Annotated in this window: 15 protein-coding genes; 10 read left to right on the top strand and 5 right to left on the bottom strand. The window is 67.0% G+C overall.

All coding sequences use genetic code 11. The annotated features are described in order from the left end of the window. Positions 1–33 precede the first annotated feature (33 nt). Both ACMHYJ_RS07290 and ACMHYJ_RS07295 read right to left on the bottom strand, forming a co-directional pair. The gene (locus ACMHYJ_RS07290) at positions 34–774 is read right to left on the bottom strand and encodes a FadR/GntR family transcriptional regulator (RefSeq protein WP_414245555.1); all 741 of its coding nucleotides are present in this window, start codon (positions 772–774) and stop codon (positions 34–36) included. Positions 775–851: 77 nt separating this feature from the next. After that, on the bottom strand, positions 852–2,126 hold the full coding sequence (locus tag ACMHYJ_RS07295; RefSeq protein ID WP_414245556.1) for a glucarate dehydratase family protein: 1,275 nt from the start codon (positions 2,124–2,126) through the stop codon (positions 852–854). 429 nt (positions 2,127–2,555) lie between these two features. Here ACMHYJ_RS07295 and ACMHYJ_RS07300 point away from each other — a divergent pair, with 429 nt between their 5' ends. The 5 genes from ACMHYJ_RS07300 (at position 2,556) to ACMHYJ_RS07320 (ending at position 7,556) form a co-directional block, all read left to right on the top strand. Further along, positions 2,556–3,728, top strand: a complete 1,173-nt coding sequence (locus ACMHYJ_RS07300) for an ABC transporter substrate-binding protein (protein WP_414245557.1) — start codon at positions 2,556–2,558, stop codon at positions 3,726–3,728. A 71-nt stretch (positions 3,729–3,799) separates the two neighbouring features. Then, positions 3,800–4,879 (top strand): ABC transporter ATP-binding protein, encoded by a 1,080-nt coding sequence (locus ACMHYJ_RS07305; RefSeq protein ID WP_414245558.1) that lies wholly within the window; start codon positions 3,800–3,802, stop codon positions 4,877–4,879. Beyond that, positions 4,876–5,751 carry an ABC transporter permease gene (locus ACMHYJ_RS07310; RefSeq protein ID WP_414245559.1) on the top strand — a complete coding sequence of 292 codons (876 nt, stop codon included), beginning with the start codon at positions 4,876–4,878 and terminating at the stop codon, positions 5,749–5,751. Before ACMHYJ_RS07305 ends, ACMHYJ_RS07310 begins: the two co-directional genes overlap by 4 nt. 83 nt (positions 5,752–5,834) lie before the next feature. Then, positions 5,835–6,623, top strand: a complete 789-nt coding sequence (locus ACMHYJ_RS07315) for an ABC transporter permease (protein WP_414245695.1) — start codon at positions 5,835–5,837, stop codon at positions 6,621–6,623. A 30-nt stretch (positions 6,624–6,653) separates the two neighbouring features. Further along, complete coding sequence (locus ACMHYJ_RS07320; RefSeq protein ID WP_414245560.1) at positions 6,654–7,556, top strand: aldose epimerase; 903 nt, start codon at positions 6,654–6,656, stop codon at positions 7,554–7,556. Between the two features lie 89 nt (positions 7,557–7,645). Here the strand turns inward: ACMHYJ_RS07320 and ACMHYJ_RS07325 are convergent, their stop codons facing one another. Further along, on the bottom strand, positions 7,646–8,836 hold the full coding sequence (locus ACMHYJ_RS07325) for an L-talarate/galactarate dehydratase (protein WP_414245561.1): 1,191 nt from the start codon (positions 8,834–8,836) through the stop codon (positions 7,646–7,648). Between ACMHYJ_RS07325 and ACMHYJ_RS07330 the strand changes: the two genes are divergently transcribed. The 4 genes from ACMHYJ_RS07330 to ACMHYJ_RS07345 all read left to right on the top strand — a co-directional run bounded on the left by ACMHYJ_RS07330 (position 8,835) and on the right by ACMHYJ_RS07345 (position 13,038). Next, positions 8,835–9,014: a hypothetical protein gene (locus tag ACMHYJ_RS07330; RefSeq protein ID WP_414245562.1), complete on the top strand. Its 180-nt coding sequence runs from the start codon at positions 8,835–8,837 to the stop codon at positions 9,012–9,014. The two genes, ACMHYJ_RS07325 and ACMHYJ_RS07330, sit on opposite strands and share 2 nt — an antisense overlap. A 130-nt stretch (positions 9,015–9,144) precedes the next feature. After that, a complete protein-coding gene (locus ACMHYJ_RS07335; RefSeq protein ID WP_414245563.1) occupies positions 9,145–10,713 on the top strand; it encodes an aldehyde dehydrogenase (NADP(+)) in 1,569 nt (522 codons plus the stop codon). Next, positions 10,710–12,059, top strand: a complete 1,350-nt coding sequence (locus ACMHYJ_RS07340) for an enolase C-terminal domain-like protein (RefSeq protein WP_414245696.1) — start codon at positions 10,710–10,712, stop codon at positions 12,057–12,059. Before ACMHYJ_RS07335 ends, ACMHYJ_RS07340 begins: the two co-directional genes overlap by 4 nt. A 67-nt stretch (positions 12,060–12,126) precedes the next feature. Beyond that, a complete protein-coding gene (locus ACMHYJ_RS07345) occupies positions 12,127–13,038 on the top strand; it encodes a DMT family transporter (RefSeq protein ID WP_414245564.1) in 912 nt (303 codons plus the stop codon). Here ACMHYJ_RS07345 and ACMHYJ_RS07350 read toward each other — a convergent pair. Then, positions 13,035–15,569, bottom strand: a complete 2,535-nt coding sequence (locus ACMHYJ_RS07350; protein WP_414245565.1) for a YbcC family protein — start codon at positions 15,567–15,569, stop codon at positions 13,035–13,037. The genes ACMHYJ_RS07345 and ACMHYJ_RS07350 overlap by 4 nt on opposite strands. Before the next feature lie 3 nt (positions 15,570–15,572). Next, a complete protein-coding gene (locus tag ACMHYJ_RS07355) occupies positions 15,573–17,135 on the bottom strand; it encodes an NADH-quinone oxidoreductase subunit L (RefSeq protein WP_414245566.1) in 1,563 nt (520 codons plus the stop codon). 124 nt (positions 17,136–17,259) lie between these two features. On the opposite strand from ACMHYJ_RS07355, the gene ACMHYJ_RS07360 reads away from it, so the two are divergent. Then, a complete protein-coding gene (locus ACMHYJ_RS07360; protein WP_414245567.1) occupies positions 17,260–18,162 on the top strand; it encodes a LysR family transcriptional regulator in 903 nt (300 codons plus the stop codon). Positions 18,163–18,180: the final 18 nt, after the last annotated feature.

An 18,180-nucleotide genomic window follows, 5' to 3' on the forward strand; every position in this document is an offset into this window, starting at 1 on the left:
GACGAATGCGCCCACAGCATCAAGCCAGCAGCGTCAACCTTGCCGCGACACCGCCTCCTGCGCCCGCCGCAGGCGTTCGCGGCTATTGGCCAAGTGCGTGCGCATGGCCGCGCGCGCCGCATCGGAATCCTTGCGGACAATGGCGTTGAAGATGTCTTCGTGTTCCAGGTGCACCCTTTCGAGATAGCGGGTGCGGTCGCCTTCTTCTTGGGCGATGGCGGCGGAATCCACCCGGGTGCGCGGGATGATGGCCCGCCCCAGCTGCTTCAGGATGTCGTGAAAATAGCGATTGCCCGTGGCGGAGGCCACCAGCAGGTGGAAGGCCACGTCCGAGACCACGGCATTGCCCGTCTTTTTTTGCACATGCCGCGAGAAATCGTCCAGAATGCCGCGCAACTGCTGCACCTGGGCATCGGTGCGCCGCTGGGCCGCCAGGCCGGCGGCTTCGGTTTCCAGGCTGATGCGCAGTTCGAGGATCGCCATGACATCCAGCATGGTCAGGATGTTTTCAGTGCGGATGCGCAGCTGTTGTTCGTTTTGGGGTTCGAGCAGGAACGTGCCGATGCCATGGCGGGTTTCGACCAGGCCGGCGGCCTGCAGGCGGGAAATCGCCTCGCGGATGACGGTGCGGCTGACCCCGAAGGATTCCATGAGCGCGGATTCGGTGGGCAGTTTCTCGCCCACGTGGAATTCGCCCTGGCGGATACGCTCGGAGAGCGCCGTCACCACATTCTGGGTCAGACTACGAGAGCGTCGGGCGGGTGCGGTGGCCATGGCGATCACTTTCATCCAAGGGTTAGAGAGCTGTCATCATACTTCAAGCCATGCCGCCCGGGCCCGACGGCATCGCGCTAAAACCGGGGGGCCTGGCCCGACCAGCTCGGCTGGTATTTGCGCATCTGGGCGGCGTCATTGCGCGCCCGGATGCCGCAATCCAGGTACTGCTGGTGCAAGCGCGCCAAAGCGGACGGGTCGATGTCCACCCCCAGGCCGGGGGCGTCGCCCAGGACAATCGCCCCGTCGTGAAACGCCAGTTGGCCCCCGGCAATGACTTCTTCGGCGGGGTCCAGCCAGGGGTAATGCGTATCGCAGGCATAACTGAGCAAAGGCACGCTGGCGGCCACATGGGCCATGGCCATCAGGCTGATGCCCAGGTGGGAATTGGAGTGCATGGACAAGCCCAGGCCGAAGGTTTCGCACAGGCGCGCCAGCAGCTGGGTATCGCGCAGGCCGCCCCAATAATGATGGTCGGACAAAATGATCTGGCTGCCCTGAACCGTCGTATTGGCGCGAAACTGCGCCAGGTCGGTGACCACCATATTGGTGGCCAGCGGCAGGCCGGTGGCCTGGTGCAGGGCGGCCATTTCTTTCAATGAGGGACAAGGGTCTTCGTAATACTGCAGCACGCCGCCCAGCTGCTTGCCCACCCGGATGGCGGTTTCCAGCGACCAATTGCCATTGGGGTCGATGCGCAGCGGCAGGCCGGGAAAACGATCCGCCAGCGCCCGCAGGCAGGCAACTTCCTGGTCGGGGGCCAGAACCCCCGCTTTCAGCTTGATGCTCTGGAAGCCATGGCGCGACACCATGGTTTCGGCCTGCGCCACCAATTGAGCGGGCGTCAGGGCCTCGCCCCAGGCATCATCGGCGTATGGGGCGTCGATGTGCCGCGCATACTTGAAGAACAGATAGGCGCTGAAAGGCACCGCCTCGCGTACCCGCCCGCCCAGCAAATCCACCAGGGGCATGCCCAGGTAGCGCGCCTGCATATCCAGGAAAGCGACCTCGAAGGCCGAATACAGTTTCTGGACATTCTTGGCCGGATCCGTTCCGGGAGCGAGGGCAAAGGCCGGCGCGGCGGCGGGCGCCGCCTGGTCGACAACCTGTTGCGCCCGCCGCCGCAACCCATTGAGATCGAAAGGATCCATCCCCCGCAGCAGGGGGGCCAAAACTTGCAATAATTGCAGCACCGGCGCGTCGCCGTAGGTTTCACCCAGGCCGATGTGGCCGGTATCGCTTTCGAGTTCGATAATGGTGCGCAAGGCGTAGGGTTCGTGGATGCCCGCCGCATTGAGCAAGGGAGGATCTTTGAATGCGATGGGCGTAAGACGAACCGACTGGAGTTTCATGAAGCAGCACCTGAGAAAGACGAAGACGCGCAACCCGGATCACCGGATTGCCTACGATGTCATATGACGATCTAAATGTAGAATTCGACGATTGCCGACACCATTAGGGAATATACCTATCCAGCAAAAATCGAGAAATAATATCCATATTATTCAATTCATTATATGAACAATATTTAGATATTAGCTAAATAACCCTGCCCTTTGGATGAAAATTCCCAAGCACATTTCAAGCATCAGTTATATGATGACATATAAGAAAGGACCTGGAATTCACTCGCCCATTCAAGCGGCAAAAGACCCTGCGGGCCGTCAAGGCCCATCGGATGCCGTCCACGCGGCGACTCGACCGGCAACCCCAGGCCCGGACTTGCATGCCACGCAAGCCATTCTTTCCAAAACCCGGCGAACCTATCAGGAGACAACCCCATGAAAGGCAATACCCCCTTCCCGCACCGCGCGACCCTGCACACGCTGGCAGGCGCCCTGGCCTTGGCCTGCGCCGCGGCCACTGCCTCGGCCGCCCCGGTCACGCTCAACATCGTCGATGTCGCGGGCAACCTGGCGGTCACCCAAAAGGCGCTGGAAGCCTTCCGCGACCAGAACCCGGATCTGGTGTCCGGCATGACCTTCACCAACGCCCCGGCCCCCCAGATACCCGGCAAGATCAAGGCCATGCAAAAAGCCAACCGGGCGGACATCGACCTGGTTCTGACCGGCACCGATGCGCTGTCGGCGGGGATTGAACAAGACCTGTGGGTAGAGCTGCTGCCCGCGCACCAAGACAAATTCCAGGACATCCTGAACAAATACACGCGCAACGCCGCCCGCATGCAGGAACTGGCCAAGGGCTACGGGCTGGAAGTCAGTTTCATGCAATCCGGCCCCCTGCTGGAATACAACCCCCACAAGGTCGAGAATCCGCCCAAGACCCCGGCCGAACTGCTGGCCTGGTGCCAGGCCAACCCCGGCCAATTCCTGTACGCCCGGCCCGCGAACTCCGGCCCGGGGCGCACTTTCCTGATGGGCCTGCCCTACCTGCTGGGCGACAAGGATCCCTACGACCCCATCAACGGCTGGGACAACACCTGGAAATTCCTGAAAGACCTGAACGAATGCGTGCCCTACTACCCCGGCGGCACGTCGGCCATCATGAAAGAGCTGGGCCAGGGCAGCCGCACCATGACCCCCACGGTGACGGGCTGGGACATCAACCCGCGTGCCCTGGGCATCGTGCCGGCCGACTTCAAGATTCAGGCTTTCGAGAACTTCACCTGGGTGAACGACGCCCACTATATGGTGATCCCCAAGGGGGTCTCGGCGGAAAAGCAGGAAGTGCTGTTCAAGCTGATGACATTCATGATGCAGCCCACGCAGCAGGCCATGACGTATGACGCGGGCTACTTTTATCCCGGCCCCGCCATCCGCGACGTGCCCCTGTCCGCCGCGCCCAAGGAAAGCCAGGAGATCATCGAGAAATTCGGCCGCCCCGAATATGAGGAGCTGACGGCGCGTCGGCCTTCCGCCGTGCCGCTGGACGCCAAGGCCATGGTCGAAGCCTTCCATAAATGGGACACCGACATCGGCGCCCTGAAAAAATAAACCGTGTCCACCCCCCTTGCGCCCGGCCCGGCGGCTGCGGCGCAAGGGCTCGCCTCCCCGGATTTCCCACTATGAATGACTCTTTCAAACAGCTGCGACTGGACGGCATCGGGCGCCAGTACCCCACCGCATCCGGCGCGACTGTCGCCGCCCTGAGCGATCTCAGCCTGGATATTCAGCGCGGCGAATTCATCGCCCTGCTGGGGCCGTCGGGCTGCGGCAAATCGACCGCCCTGAACTGCCTGGCCGGCCTCGCCGACCTGAGCGCCGGCAGCATCTGGCTGGACGACACCCGCATCGACACCCTGCCGCCCGAAAAACGGGGTTTTGGCATGGTGTTCCAGAACTACGCCCTGTTTCCCCACATGACGATCCGCGACAACGTGGGGTTCGGCCTGCGCATGCGCGGCGTGCCCAAGCAGGAAACCGCCCAGCGGGTCAAGGCCGCCCTGGCGCTGGTGCAGCTGGAAGGCCACGAATCCAAGCTGCCGGGGCAACTGTCCGGCGGCCAGCAGCAGCGCGTGGCGATTGCCCGCGCCATCGTCATCGAACCGCCCGTCATCCTGATGGACGAACCCCTGTCCAACCTGGACGCCAAGCTGCGCGTCGAAATGCGGGCCGAAATCCGCCGCATCCACCGCCAGCTGGAACGCGCCACGATTTACGTCACGCACGACCAGGACGAAGCCCTCTCCATGGCCGACCGCATCGTCGTGATGCGGGCGGGCACCGTGCAACAGGTCGGCGCCCCCCGGGAGGTCTATGGGCGGCCGCGCAACCTGCACGTGGCGCGTTTCATGGGCTATCGCAACGTGCTGGCCTTCGACGTCGCCCAGCACAGCGGCCCGCGCATGACGCTGCGGCGCGCGCAACAGACGTTGCAGGGGGTCTCGATGCAAGCGCCCGAAGGCGTCCGGCAGGTGGCGGTCGCCATGCGCCCGGACGACTTCCAGCTGGCCGGAGCCGAACAGGACAACACCCTGGCCGCGACCGTCCAGCAGATCGAATTCGGCGGCCACAGTTCGCTGCTGGTCGTCGACAGCCCCATCGGCGAGCTGTTCGTGCGGATCAGCGGCGATTTCCAGCCCGGCGACGCCGTGCGGCTGCACATCCCCGCCGACCGCGTGCTGGCCTATGCGGAGGCCCTATGAGCAGCGCCGCCCTCAGCCCGATGCCCCGGGGCGACCGGCGCGGCTGGCTCGCCGCCCCCGCCGTGATCGTGTTGCTGGGCCTGTTCGTCTACCCTTTCCTGTACGGGGTGGTGATTTCATTCCAGCCCATGGACGGCGGCGGCCTCTGGGCCAACTACGTGGCATTCTTCACCACGTCCACCCAGGTCGGCACCCTGTGGGCCACGTTCAAGCTGGCAGCCCCGGCGACGCTGATCAACGTGGGCCTGGCCGTGCCCGTGGCGTTTGCCCTGCGCCGCAACAGCCGCAAGCAGCGCATCGTCACCACGATTCTGGTGATCCCCATCACCCTGGGCACCGTGCTGATCGCCGACGGCATGCTGACGTTCTACAGCCCGGTGGGCTGGTTCTCGCAACTGGTGCAAGGCCTGGGCCTGTACACCGAAGAAGTGCGCCTGACCCACAACTACTGGGGGGTGCTGATCTCCCTGATCATCTCGGACTTCCCCTTCGTTTTCCTGCTGACCCTGTCCTATATCTCGGGCATCGACCCCACCCTGGCCAAAGCGGCCGGCACGCTGGGGGCCAACGCCTGGCAGCAGTTCCGCCTGATCTATCTGCCCCTGCTGGTGCCGGGCCTGAGCATGGCGGCGGCCCTGTCCTTCGTGCAGACTTTCGCCGTGTTTCCGTCCGCCATTCTGCTGGGCGCCCCGGCGGGGCCTACACGGGTGATCTCCATCGCAGCCTACGAGGCGGCCTTTGAACAATACGACTACGGCATGGCCTCGGCCATCGCCATCGTCATGGGTTTTGTGCAGCTGTTGATCGTCTGCGCAATCTTCGCATTCCGGCGGGCTTTCTATACGGGGCCCGCCACCAGCGGCAAGGGGTAGACAACATGCCATCCAATCCACACTCCGCAGCCTCCAGCGCCCGACGCTGGGGCTGGCTCTGGCGCGCCAGCCTCTGGACGCTGATGGGCTTTTTCCTGCTGAACGTGATCTTCATGATCCTGACGGTGATGGTCAACTCGGTGGCCACCCAATGGTTCGGCACCTTGCTGCCCGACGGCCTCACCTTGGACTGGTACGGCCGGGCCTGGCAGGACTTCCAGCTGGCCCACATCCTGGTCGTCACCCTGCAGGTGGTCGCCGCCGTCGTCGTGCTGGCAATCCTGCTGGGCGTGCCCGCCGCCTACGCCCTGGCGCGCGCCCGGTTTCCCGGCAAGCGGCTGGTCATGCTGCTGATCCTCATCCCCATGCTGGTGCCCCCGGTCACCTACGGAATCCCCATGGCCACGGCGCTGTACCAGATCGGCGTGGGCGGCACCCTGACCGGGGTGATCCTGTCCAATCTGGTGCCCGCCCTGCCCTTCGTCATCCTGGTGATGACGCCGTTCATCGAGCAGATCGACCCGGGGCTGGAATCCGCCGCCCGGATCTTCGGCGCCAATACCTTCCAGTATTTCCGCCACGTGCTGGCCCCGCTGTTGGTGCCCGGCATGCTGGCCGCCGGCCTGCTGGTGCTGGTGCGCACCATCAGTCTGTTCGAGCTGACCTTTTTTACCGCCGGCCCCAGTTCGCAAACCCTGGTGGTGGCCCTGTACTACGCCGTGTTTTCCACCGGGGTGCGGGCGCCCCAGGCGATTGACGCCATGGCCATGATCTACATGGGCATCACCATGATCTGGGTGCTGATCGCGCTGCGCTTCGTCAGCCCGACGCAACTGGTCAGCCGGGTCAAGGAAGCCCCGCGTGAGGCCTGAACCCAGCCGCGCCGCCGGCGCGGGCAGCCCATGACGATGCCCATCACGCTGGACGCCGCGCCTGCCCGGTGCCTGAGCCTGCGCCAAGGCCCCCACCAACTGGTGCTGGCGCCGGCAGCCGGCGGCCGGATACTGCGCTGGACCAGCCTGCTGGAGGACGGCCCGCGAGATTGGCTGACGCCCATCACAGCATCCGCCTGGCCCGCCCCGGAATGGCCCAAAGGGGGCTTGTTTCCCCTGATCCCGTTTTCCAACCGCATCCGCCAAGCACGGATGCGCTGGGACGGCCGGGACATCGCCATCCAGCCCCTGCCCGGCCAGGCGCACGCCCTGCACGGCCAGGCCCAGCGCATGACCTGGGAGGTTCTGCGACAGCAGGCGGGCCAAGTCGCGCTGGGCCTGCGACACCCCGCCGGCGACGATGGCTGGCCCTGGGCCTGGTCGGCACGGCAAACCATTCGATTATCGGCCGACGGGCGGCTGGACATCCGTCTGAGCCTGCGCAACCAGGATACCCGCCCCATGCCCGCCGGGCTGGGCCTGCATCCGTATTTCACGGCAGACCGCGTCCAGGCCCACGCCCGAACCGACTGGGCGCACGAACAGGAACTGGCCCGCTTTCCCCGGCCCAACACCTGCGCGCAATGGCGGCGCGACGACGGCACCTGGACAGTGTACCTATCCGACTGGGACGGCCAGGCGCATATCCACTGGCCCAGCGGCCCGGGCCTGCGGATGCGGGCCCACGGGGCGCTGCGCCACCTGGTTCTGCACTGCAATGCCGGCCGCTATCTGTGTGTCGAACCCGCCACCCACGTCTGCGACGCGGTCAACCTGGCCGCCGCAGGGGTGCCCGGCACGGGTCTGCACAGCCTGGCCCCGGGGGCCACTTTGTCCGTCGGCATCACCTTGACCATCGAGAAGGCGTCGTAAAAGCCCCCGGGCTGCGCCGCAGTGGGGCAGCCCGGCGGGTCATCGGGGGCGGCGTCTGTCGGCCAAAGCCGCCCTTCTGGCAATCAATCTCAAGGCTGCCGGCCGCATTCGGCGCTGTCCCGCGTCCAGGCGCGGGCCTGGTCGCTGAGGCTGAAGCCCAGGCCGGGCCGGTCGGGCACGTCCATGCGGCCCTCGCGCATGACCAGGCGTTCATTGAACAGGGGTTCCAGCCACTCGAAGTGTTCCAGCCAGGGTTCGCGTGGATAGGCCGCCGACAGGTGCAGGTGGATTTCCATGGCGAAATGCGGCGCCATGCTCAGGCCATGATAGTCGGCCAGCTGCATGATCTTGATGAACTGGGTGATGCCGCCCACACGCGGGGCATCGGGCTGAAAAAAATCGGACGCATGGGCTTCGATGAGTTCGGCGTGCTCCCGGAAGCTGGTCAGCATTTCGCCGGTGGCGATCGGCGTGTCGAAGGCGGCGGCCAGCGCGGCATGGCCCTTGGCGTCGTAAGCATCCAGAGGCTCCTCGATCCAGGTCAGGGCATAGGGTTCCAGGGCGCGGCACATGCGGGCCGCCGTCATGCGATCCCATTGCTGATTGGCATCCACCATCAGTGGAAAATCATCGCCCAGGCGCTTGCGCACGGCATCCACCCGCCGCAGATCAACGGCATGGTCGGGATGGCCGACCTTGATCTTGATGCCGCCGATCCCCCGGGCACGCGAGGCATCGACATTGTCCAGAACCTGATCCAGCGGCGTGGACAAAAACCCGCCCGACGTGTTGTACAGGCGCACGGAATCCCGGTGCGCCCCCAGCAGCTTGGCCAGCGGCAGGCCGGCGCGCTTGGCTTTCAGATCCCACAGGGCGATGTCAAAAGGCGCAATGGCCTGAACCGTAAGGCCGCTGCGGCCCACCGAGGCCCCGGCCCAGCACAGTTGATCCCACAGGCGCTGGATATCGCTGGGGTCTTCGCCCAGCAGCGTGGGCGCGATTTCCTTGGCGTGGGCGTACAGCCCCGGGCCGCCGGCCCGCTTGGAATAGGCGAACCCCAGCCCCTCGTGGCCATCGCGCGTGCGGATTTCACAAAAAACCATGGCCACTTCGGTCAGGGGCTTTTGACGGCCGGTAAAGACTTTGGCATCGCTGATGGGGGTGGGCAGAGGCAAAAAAGCCAGGGACAACTTGATCCAGGCGATGCGGTCGGCCCCGCCGTCGGACTGGGCCGCCGCCTGGGCCGACGCGGAAAAATGGGATGTTTCGGAACGAGACATGAAAAAAATCCTCTTTGAAGGAAAAGATCGGGAAATGAGCCCGGCCGGCCCCGATGCCCGATCCGACAAGGCCAAGCACCGAAGACCGGCGCTTGGATGCGCCGGACAGAACGCCGGGGAGACAGGGATCGACCTGACGCGCCCAGCGGGCCTGAAAACAACAGATAGTATCTCTTGAAAAACAGCGATAAAGCCAGGAAAACAAGAAATTAGCCAATAAATACGGATTTATTCTTGCTTCCACACTCGTAAATAATTTAGTTGTATGATAACTTAATCTTGAAAATAATCTACCCGGAGGATTCCCTATGCCCATCACCGGCACACAGTTGATCGGCCAGCACAATCAGGCCGGCACCGGCCCCGCATTCCAGGCGGTCAACCCCGCCACCGGCCAGGCCATCGCCCCGGCCTGGCACGGCGCCGATGCCAGCCAGATCGACCAGGCCGTGGCCCTGGCAACCCAGGCCTTCGGGGTCTACCGCGAAACCTCGCTGGACACCCGCGCCGCCTTCCTGGACGCCATCGCCCAAGCCATTCTCGACACCGGCGACGAACTCATCGACCGCGCCATGCTGGAAACCGGCCTGCCCCGCGCCCGCCTGGAAGGCGAACGCGGGCGCACCGTCAACCAGCTGCGCCTGTTCGCCCGGGTGGTGCGCGACGGCGACTGGCTGGATGCCCGCATCGACTACGCCCAGCCCGAACGCAAGCCTGCGCCACGCAGCGACTTGCGCATGCGCCAGATCCCGCTGGGCCCCGTGGCCATCTTCGGCGCCAGCAACTTTCCCCTGGCCTTTTCCGTGGCGGGCGGCGACACCGCCTCGGCCCTGGCGGCCGGGGCTCCCGTGGTGGTCAAGGCCCACCCGGCGCACCCGGGCACGTCGGAAATCATCGGCCACGCCATCCGAGCGGCCGTCCAGCAATGCCAGCTGCCCGAAGGCGTGTTTTCCCTGCTGGCCGGGCCGGACATCGCGCTGGGCCTGGCCCTGGTGCGCCACCCCGGCATCCGGGCGGTGGGCTTCACGGGTTCGCGCCAGGGCGGCATCGCCCTGATGCAGGCCGCCGCCCAGCGCCCCGTGCCTATCCCGGTATACGCTGAAATGAGCAGCACCAACCCGGTCTATCTGCTGCCGGGCGCGCTGGCCGCCCGCGCCGACAGTCTGGCCGACCAATTCGCCGCATCGCTGCTGGGCAGCGCCGGCCAACTCTGCACCAACCCGGGCCTCATCATCGCCCTGGATGGCCCGGATCTGGATCGCTTCGCGGCCCGCGCCAGCCAGAACGTGCAGGCCGCGCCCGCCGCCACCATGCTGACCACCGGCATCGCCCAGGCGTACCGGCACGGCGTCAAGCAGTTGCTGGCGCATCCCGCCATCGACCCCCTGGCCCGGGGCCAGACCGACGACAGCCCGGCCCACTGCCAGGCCAGCCTGGCCAGCACCACAGCCCATCACTTCCTGGCCGACCCCGAACGGCTGGGGGTTGAAATCTTCGGGGCCAGCGCGCTGATCATCCGCTGCGCCAGCCCGGATGAATTCCAGGCCATCGCCCGGGCACTGGAAGGCCAACTGACGGCCACCCTGCATCTGCAGCCCGGCGCGGACGATGCGCTGGCCGCCGCGCTCATCCCCATTCTGGAACTCAAGGCCGGACGCATCCTGGCCAACGGCTTCCCCACTGGGGTCGAAGTCTGCGACGCCATGGTCCACGGCGGCCCCTACCCGGCCACCTCCGACAGCCGCACCACCTCGGTGGGCACTCTGGCCATCCGCCGCTTCCTGCGGCCCGTCTGCTACCAAGACATCCCGGATCGCCTGCTGCCTCCTGCCCTGCAGGCCGCCAACCCCTGGCACATTTCCCGGAGCGAACACTGATCATGCAACCATCATCAACCGCCCACACACCGCGCATTCGCCAGATCCGGGTGGTGCCCGTCGCCGGCCAGGACAGCATGCTGCTGAACCTCAGTGGCGCCCACGGCCCTTATTTCACCCGCAACATCGTCCTGGTGGACGACGAAGCCGGCCACCAGGGCGTGGGGGAAGTCCCCGGCGGCGAGGCCATCCGGGCGGAAATCGAGCGCCTGGGCCGGCAACTGATCGGCCAGCCCATCGGTCAACTGAACGAACTGCTGGCGCACTGCAACCGATCCACCCAGGGCCGGGAGGATGACCGCCGCGGCAACCAGACCTTCGACCTGCGCACCGGGGTGCACGCCGTCACCGCGCTCGAAGCCGCCCTGCTGGATCTCCTGGGCCAGCACCTGGGGATGCCGGTGGCGGCCCTGCTGGCCGATGGCCGCCAACGCGATGCGGTCGAAGCCCTGGGCTATCTGTTCTATATCGGCGACGCCCGCCAGGCCCCCCTGGGCTACCGCCAGGAAAACACAGACGACGACCCCTGGTTCCGCCTGCGCAACCAGCCCGCCCTGGACGCCGACGCCATCGTGCGCCTGGCCCGGGCGGCCCACGACCGCTATGGCTTCCGGCACTTCAAGCTGAAAGGCGGCGTGCTGGCGGGCGAGGCCGAGATCGAAGCCGTCACCGCCCTGGCGGAACACTTCCCCCAAGCCCACATCACCCTGGATCCCAACGGCGCCTGGCCCCTGCGGGAAGCCATCCGCCTATGCCGCGACCAGCACCATGTCCTGGCCTATGCGGAAGACCCCTGCGGGGCGGAAAACGGCTATTCCGGGCGCGAAGTCATGGCCGAGTTCCGCCGCGCCACGGGCTTGCGCACAGCCACCAACATGATCGCCACCGACTGGCGCGAAATGATGCACGCGGTACAGCTGCACGCGGTGGACATCCCCCTGGCCGATCCCCACTTCTGGACCCTGCGCGGCTCGGTGCGCGTGGCGCAACTGTGCCACGACTGGGGCCTGACCTGGGGCTCGCATTCCAACAATCACTTCGATGTCTCGCTGGCCATGTTCACCCATGTGGCCGCCGCCGCCCCGGGCGCCATCACCGCCATCGACACGCACTGGATCTGGCAGGACGGCCAGCACTTGACGACCGATCCGCTGCGGATCTCGGGCGGCCGAATCCGAGTGCCGGATGCGCCCGGCCTGGGGGTGCGGATCGACCCGGATCGCCTGGCGCGCGCGCACGCCCTGTACCTGGATCAGGGGCTGGGCGGCCGGGACGACGCCATCGGCATGCAATGCTTGATTCCCGGCTGGCGCTTTGACCCGAAACGCCCCAGCCTGGTCCGCTAGGCCGCATTCTGCACTATGATCTGACTGCCAGGCCCCGGCACGCGGCGCCTGGCAGTTTTTTATCCTCATGACCACAGAAAAACCCGCTCCCGCCTGGCTGGGCTCCGCACTGATGTGCGGCGCCAGCCTATGCTTCGCCCTGCTGGACACCGGCACCAAATACCTGGCCGCGCACTATCCCTTGATGCAGATCGTCTGGGTTCGCTACATGGCCCAGACCCTGGGGGTGGCCCTGATTTTCGCGCCCCGCATGGGGCGGCAGCTGCTGAACGCCCACCGCTACGGCATCCAGCTGTTTCGCGGGCTGTGCCTGTGCTGCGGCAGCGTCTTCGTCATCAATGGGCTGGCCCGCCTGCCGCTGGCCGAGACCACGGCCATCGTGTTCCTGGGGCCGGTGCTGATCACACTGCTGTCTGGCCTCTTGCTGAAAGAAAAAGCCCGCGCCATGGACTGGCTGGCCGTCAGCAGCGGCTTCATCGGGGTGCTCATCATCGCTCGGCCCGGCGGCGGCCTGCTGACCTGGGCCATTTTGTTCCCCCTGGGCTCGGCCCTGTGCAACGCGCTGTACCAGCTGGTCACCCGTTCCGTGCGGGCCTCCGAACACGCCGCCACCAGCAATTTCTATACCGGCCTGATCGGGGCGCTGGTGCTGACCCCCTGGGGCGTCCACGCCTGGGCGCCCATGCAGGCCCTGGATGTCATGCTGCTGCTGGGCATCGGCGGCATCGCCTCGGTGGGCCACCTGACCATCACCTACGCCCTGCAGCACGCCCCGGCCACGACCCTGGGGGCCTACAGCTATTCGCAAATCCTGTGGGCCACGCTGCTGGGGGGGCTGGTGTTCGGCAGCCTGCCGGACACCATGGCCTGGCTGGGCATTCTGGTGATTGCCTTTGGCGGCCTGGTGCTGTCGGTGCCCCAAGTGCAAAAGATCGGCGCCGCCCTGCTGCGCCTGGGGCGGCGCGCCGCGCCGCCCTAAACCGGCACGGGCCGCCAGGCGCCGCCCGCGTACTGCTGCAGGGCGTCCCCTTCATAGCGCCACAACCACAGCCAGCCGTTATCGCACAGCTGCCGCAGCACGGTATGGCGGGCGACGACCCCGGCAATCGAGGCGGCGGGGGCGTCGATGAGCACGGTCAGGCGCACCGGCTGGTGCACCCAGCGCCGCCCATCATGCAGAGACTGCCGGGGCAGGCCAATGCGCAAGTCCCCGCCATTGCCCTCAAACACCCCGATGTGGCCGTCCACCACGTTATGCAGAACCTTGTTGCCCGCGCCGTAGTGCACAGGATCGCTGCTGGAGGCATGGTACTGCCAGGACAGCCAGTGGGTGACCAGCAGGGGGCCGAGCATCAGCTTTTCCAGCACCTGGCCGTCCGGGTCGAAGCGGGCGTCGTAATCGTGCAGATAGACCCGATCCAGCACGCGGCCCCGGGTGCGCGCCCGGGGGCCGATGACCAATGCCGCATTGCGCGTCAAACCCCATTCGGGCCGCGTCTGCGCACCATCCCGGGCGCGCCGCCTGAAATCCTTCAGCAACGCCGCCGCATCGGGCTTGACCGCCATGCCCAGGGACGGCGCCCGTTCACGCCGGACGCGATCGCCAGCCTGGGCGAACACCCGCGCCATGGCCGCCCAGCGCGCCCGGGCGGCGGGCGGCAGCAGATCCAGGTCGAAGCCGGTGATTTCATCCGTCGTGGTATTGTGCAGCGCCCCCATGAAGACGGTGTCTTCGGGGATCGCCAGGCCCCGCGCGCGCAGGCCCGCGCGCACCGGCGGCTGGTTCAGCATCAAGGCCAGGGCGCGGGCATTGGCATCCCCCGGGCGGCCATGGCAGGCTCCGCAGTCCAGGGTGGACGCATGGGCATTGTTGGTGCTGTGGCTCCCGTGGCCGCACAGGATCACCAAGGGGGCCAGCCGGTCGTCCAGACCCATGGCGTGCAGGATGTCCGCCGCCAAATCCACCTGCTGCGCGATGTCCAGGCCCTGCACCAGGGGACGGCGCCGGGCCTGCCGATCCGCCGACGACCCGCGCCGCCCGGCGGGCCGGGTCGCGCCGGCCGAGGGCAGAATCCAGCGGGCGATCCGCCCCACGTATCCCACCCCGAACGCTTCGACGAAAGAGAACGTCGTATTCGGCCATCGGGTCGCATCCAGCCACTGATCCGCCCCCGCCAAGCGGCGGCGGTTCGCGGCGGCGGCCCGCGCCGTCAGACCGGGGTCCGCGTGGGCGCTGCCCGGGGCCGTGAGCACATCGTGCACGACCATGCTGGGGTAGGCCAAGCCCGGCAATTGGGGCCGGGACGCGGCGGCGCCCAAGGGCGTGTAGGCCATCGGCAGGCCGAAGAAGCCGGCAAAGGCGCAAGTTTGCACGGCGGGCCAGATGGATTCCAGTGCCCGGCGCATGCGTTCGCTGCGGGTGTCGATACAGAACACGGCCTGGACTTCGGGCCGGGCGTCCGGGGCAGGCGCAGCCGCCCCCGTGGACGCGGCCACGGGGGCGCGCAAAATCCGGGCCAAATCGCGCTGCACGCTGATGTCCAACGCGTGCTGCCAGATTTCATCCACCACCAGGGCGGCATCGGCCTCGGCCACGCGCTGGCCGACGCCCAGCCAGCAGGATTGAAATCGGGCCAGGGCCGCCGCGCGGGCCTTCTCGGGCACCGCCACCGACAGCAGGGCCTCCCAGGCCAGACGACAGGCCAGCAGCTCACCCAGCCGCGCATCGGACTGCCCCGCCGGCGCCTTCTGCCAAGCAATATAGGCGCACCAGGCCGCCCAGCCATTGATGGACAGCAGCAGGGATTCGAAATAATCGGGCCAGGCCGCCGCCGGCAACCCCAGCCGATCCAAGGCCCAGGTCATGGCCTGCGCGGGCTGCGGCGGCAATTGGCGGATGTGCGTCATCAGGCCGGGCAGGCCCAGCCGCGCGCCCAGGCCATGATCGCCCTGAATACTTTCGCGCCAGAACCCGTACAGGCCGGGACTGCCCGCCGCCCGCCATTCCGCCTGGTGGCGGTCGAAGTACGCGGCGCAGACCTGGCTGATCTGAAAGACGATGGCCGCGCGCCAGGGCCAGCGGCGATTTTTCTGCACGGCGTCGTCCAGCAAGTCCACCAGCAGCGGCTCGGCGCGCACCAGGGCCGTGCCGCCCAACTGGGCCAGGCAGTGTTCTTCCGTGATGGCGCGGGCGGCGGTGCGGGGCTGCCGGGCGACGGCCAGGGCCAAATCCGGCGGCGCGATCCGGCCGGCCTCCCATTCCTGGCGGATCAGGCTGCGCGGCGGAAAGACATGGACATCCCCCAGGACAGCCAGGCGGGCGGCCACCTGGCGAATCGGCGCGCCGATGCGGCGCCAATGGGGATTGACCGCCACGGCCTGATCCAGCGGCCAGGCGGGCATGATGCGGTCGCAGGCGCTGCGCAGCGCGGGCGCCCAGGGGGGGCCGGCGGGATCGGCGACCGGCGGCGGGGCGGCATCGGCCGCCGCCAGGCAAGTGTCCGGGGCCATGGATCAGTACCCCGGCTGCGAATGGACGGGATTGCGCACCGGGCGCGCCGCAGCGGCCGGCGGCGCGGCCCCGGCCCAGGCTACCGGCCACAGACGCAGCACCCACCAGGTATAGCCTTCGTCCGTGTAGAACCCGGCATAAACCCAGCGGCGCACGCCGATTACCAGCCGGGGCCGGCACAGGAACAGCCCCATGCCGGCATACAGCAGCGCCATCCCCGCCAGCGCGACGATGCCCGCAGCATCCAGCGGATCATTGCCCACGCCTAGCGGCGCCCGGTCGACGCACAGGGCGGCCAGCGTCAAAAACACCACCATCCCTAAGGCCCGCCACGCGAAGCCGCCGGGCCGGCCGGCGGCGGGCACCCACAGCAGGGGCGCCCAGGCCAGGGCCAGCAACGCGCACCACCACCACGGCCAGACGGGATCGCCCCATGCCGCCTGCAGGCCGAAGACCACGGCCAGGGACGCCGGCACGGCCCACAGCATGCTGCGCCCGGAATGCGAGACAGCGCCCAGCATCTGCTGACAGCTGCTGGCCCGCACCCGGCTGGAGGCATTGAGGAAATGATGCGCTTTGTACAACGAGTGCCCCAGCAGATGCAGGGCGGCGAACAGATACAGGCCCAGGCCACACTCCAGCAGCATGAAGCCCATTTGCGCGATGGTCGACCAGGCCAGATGCACTTTTTGGCTGACCCGCGTCAACAGCACCAGGCCCGCCACCACGGCGGACACCAGGCCAAAGCCCACCAGCAGCCAGCACGCCGCCGGCGACACCCCCAGCAAGGGGGCGAACAGCACTAGCACATAGCCGCCCAGGTTGACCACCCCGGCATGCAGCAGGGCGGACACCGGCGTGGGGGCTTCCATGACCTGCACCAGCCAGCCATGCACCGGCATCAGGGCCGTGCGGGCGATCACGGCCAGGGCCAGGCAGACCCCGCTGCCCGCCAGCGCGGGAGCGGCCGGCGCCGTGGCGATATGGAGCCACAGATCGGTCAGGGTGCCGCTGCCGGCGGCCGACCAGGCCAGCCCGGCCGCCAGCAGCAGCAAGCCATCGGCGGCGCGATCGGCGATTTTCTTTTTATGGGCGGCCAGCACGGCAAAAGGACGGTCGGGATAAAAACACAAGAGTGCATGCATGGCCTGGCCGATGGCGGCCCAGGCGGCGATCAGAACCAGCCAGTGATTGGCCAGCAACAGCATATGCACGGCCGCCAGCACGGCGGCCAGGGCGGCGATATACACCCGCTGGCGGGGCTCGCCGCGCAAATGCCGGGCGGAATACAGGCCGATGGCCGCCCCCAGGAACTGCACCAGCAGGCTGACCCAACCCGCGAACAGGCCCGCCGCCAGCCACGGCCCCGCCGGCGCCGGATCGGCGGCCCCGCCGAAATGCACCGACAACTGCCAGGCCAGGCCCACGGCGGCGCATCCCAGGGCGGCCAGGTTCAGTCCATTGAACCAGCGCCACGCGCGCGCCACGGACGCTGGGCCCAGGCGCGCCACGATGGCCGCCAACGCCATCAGCCCCGCCGGCGCCAGCGCCAGCACAAAATCCATGCATATCGACGAAAACAACGGGATATCTCCAAACAGCGGCAAAAAAACGATGGCGTATTCTGGAATTTTCCGTTGATTCTGTAAATTACATTTATAATATTTGACCGTTCTAAAAAACAGAACAATGGATCTCCACCAACTCAACTTCAAGCATCTGTTCTACTTCTGGCAGGTGGCGAAAACAGGCTCTCTCACCCAGGCCGCCGGGCAAATCCACACGTCCCAGTCCGCCCTCTCCACCCAGATCCGCCAACTGGAAAGCCGGCTGGGGGCCGCCCTGTTCGACCGCCAGGGACGCCACCTGGAACTGACCGCGACGGGACAACAGGTGTTTTCCTATGCGGAAAGCATTTTCGGGCTGGGCGAACAGATGCTGGGCTGGCTCGATGGCCGCGACCAGGACGCCATCCATGTGCGGGTGGGCAGCGTCGCCACCATGTCGCGCAATTTCCAGGTGAACTGGCTGCACCCCTTGTTTCACGATCCGGCGGTCGTGCTGTCGGTCGATTCGGGGTCTCTGCAGGATCTGGTGGCCAGGCTGCTGCGCCACCAGCTGGATGTGGTGCTGGCCAACGAGCCCGTGCCCGCCGACCCGGCCCGCCCCCTGTCGTCCCGCTTCCTGGGCAGTCAAGTGATTTCCCTGGTGGGGCGGGCCGACCGCTGGGCCGGCACGACCCTGGAAGTCCCGCGCGACCTGGACGGGGTCGAAATGGCCATGCCCAGCGCGCGCCACAGCGTGCGGCCGCAGTTCGACGCCCTGTGCCACGCCGCCGGGGTCACGCCCCGGCTGCGCGCCGAAATCGACGACATGACCATGCTGCGCTTGGTGGCGCGCGACAGCGGCTGGATCACCATGCTGCCCGAAGTGGTAGTGCAAGACGAGCTGCAATCCGGCGCGCTGGCGCATGTCGGGCAGTCCGCGCAACTGACTGAACACTTCTATGCCATCACGGTGCGCCACAGCCGCCCGGCGGGGCCGCTGAAACAGCTCCTGCTGCGCTCCGCCGCCGACAATATGCTGACATAATGCCCCCGACCACCCCTC

The sequence above is a fragment of the Castellaniella hirudinis genome (genome assembly GCF_047468865.1).
Lineage (GTDB): Bacteria > Pseudomonadota > Gammaproteobacteria > Burkholderiales > Burkholderiaceae_B > Castellaniella > Castellaniella hirudinis_A.

Coding starts and splice junctions, on each gene's coding strand:
- ACMHYJ_RS07320 (WP_414245560.1), top strand. CDS start 6,654: ATGACGATGCCCATCACGCTGGACGCCGCGCCTGCCCGGTGCCTGAGC.
- ACMHYJ_RS07360 (WP_414245567.1), top strand. CDS start 17,260: ATGGATCTCCACCAACTCAACTTCAAGCATCTGTTCTACTTCTGGCAG.
- ACMHYJ_RS07310 (WP_414245559.1), top strand. CDS start 4,876: ATGAGCAGCGCCGCCCTCAGCCCGATGCCCCGGGGCGACCGGCGCGGC.
- ACMHYJ_RS07325 (WP_414245561.1), bottom strand. CDS start 8,836: ATGTCTCGTTCCGAAACATCCCATTTTTCCGCGTCGGCCCAGGCGGCG.
- ACMHYJ_RS07290 (WP_414245555.1), bottom strand. CDS start 774: ATGGCCACCGCACCCGCCCGACGCTCTCGTAGTCTGACCCAGAATGTG.
- ACMHYJ_RS07350 (WP_414245565.1), bottom strand. CDS start 15,569: ATGGCCCCGGACACTTGCCTGGCGGCGGCCGATGCCGCCCCGCCGCCG.
- ACMHYJ_RS07355 (WP_414245566.1), bottom strand. CDS start 17,135: ATGGATTTTGTGCTGGCGCTGGCGCCGGCGGGGCTGATGGCGTTGGCG.
- ACMHYJ_RS07295 (WP_414245556.1), bottom strand. CDS start 2,126: ATGAAACTCCAGTCGGTTCGTCTTACGCCCATCGCATTCAAAGATCCT.
- ACMHYJ_RS07300 (WP_414245557.1), top strand. CDS start 2,556: ATGAAAGGCAATACCCCCTTCCCGCACCGCGCGACCCTGCACACGCTG.
- ACMHYJ_RS07330 (WP_414245562.1), top strand. CDS start 8,835: ATGAAAAAAATCCTCTTTGAAGGAAAAGATCGGGAAATGAGCCCGGCC.
- ACMHYJ_RS07345 (WP_414245564.1), top strand. CDS start 12,127: ATGACCACAGAAAAACCCGCTCCCGCCTGGCTGGGCTCCGCACTGATG.
- ACMHYJ_RS07315 (WP_414245695.1), top strand. CDS start 5,835: ATGGGCTTTTTCCTGCTGAACGTGATCTTCATGATCCTGACGGTGATG.
- ACMHYJ_RS07335 (WP_414245563.1), top strand. CDS start 9,145: ATGCCCATCACCGGCACACAGTTGATCGGCCAGCACAATCAGGCCGGC.
- ACMHYJ_RS07305 (WP_414245558.1), top strand. CDS start 3,800: ATGAATGACTCTTTCAAACAGCTGCGACTGGACGGCATCGGGCGCCAG.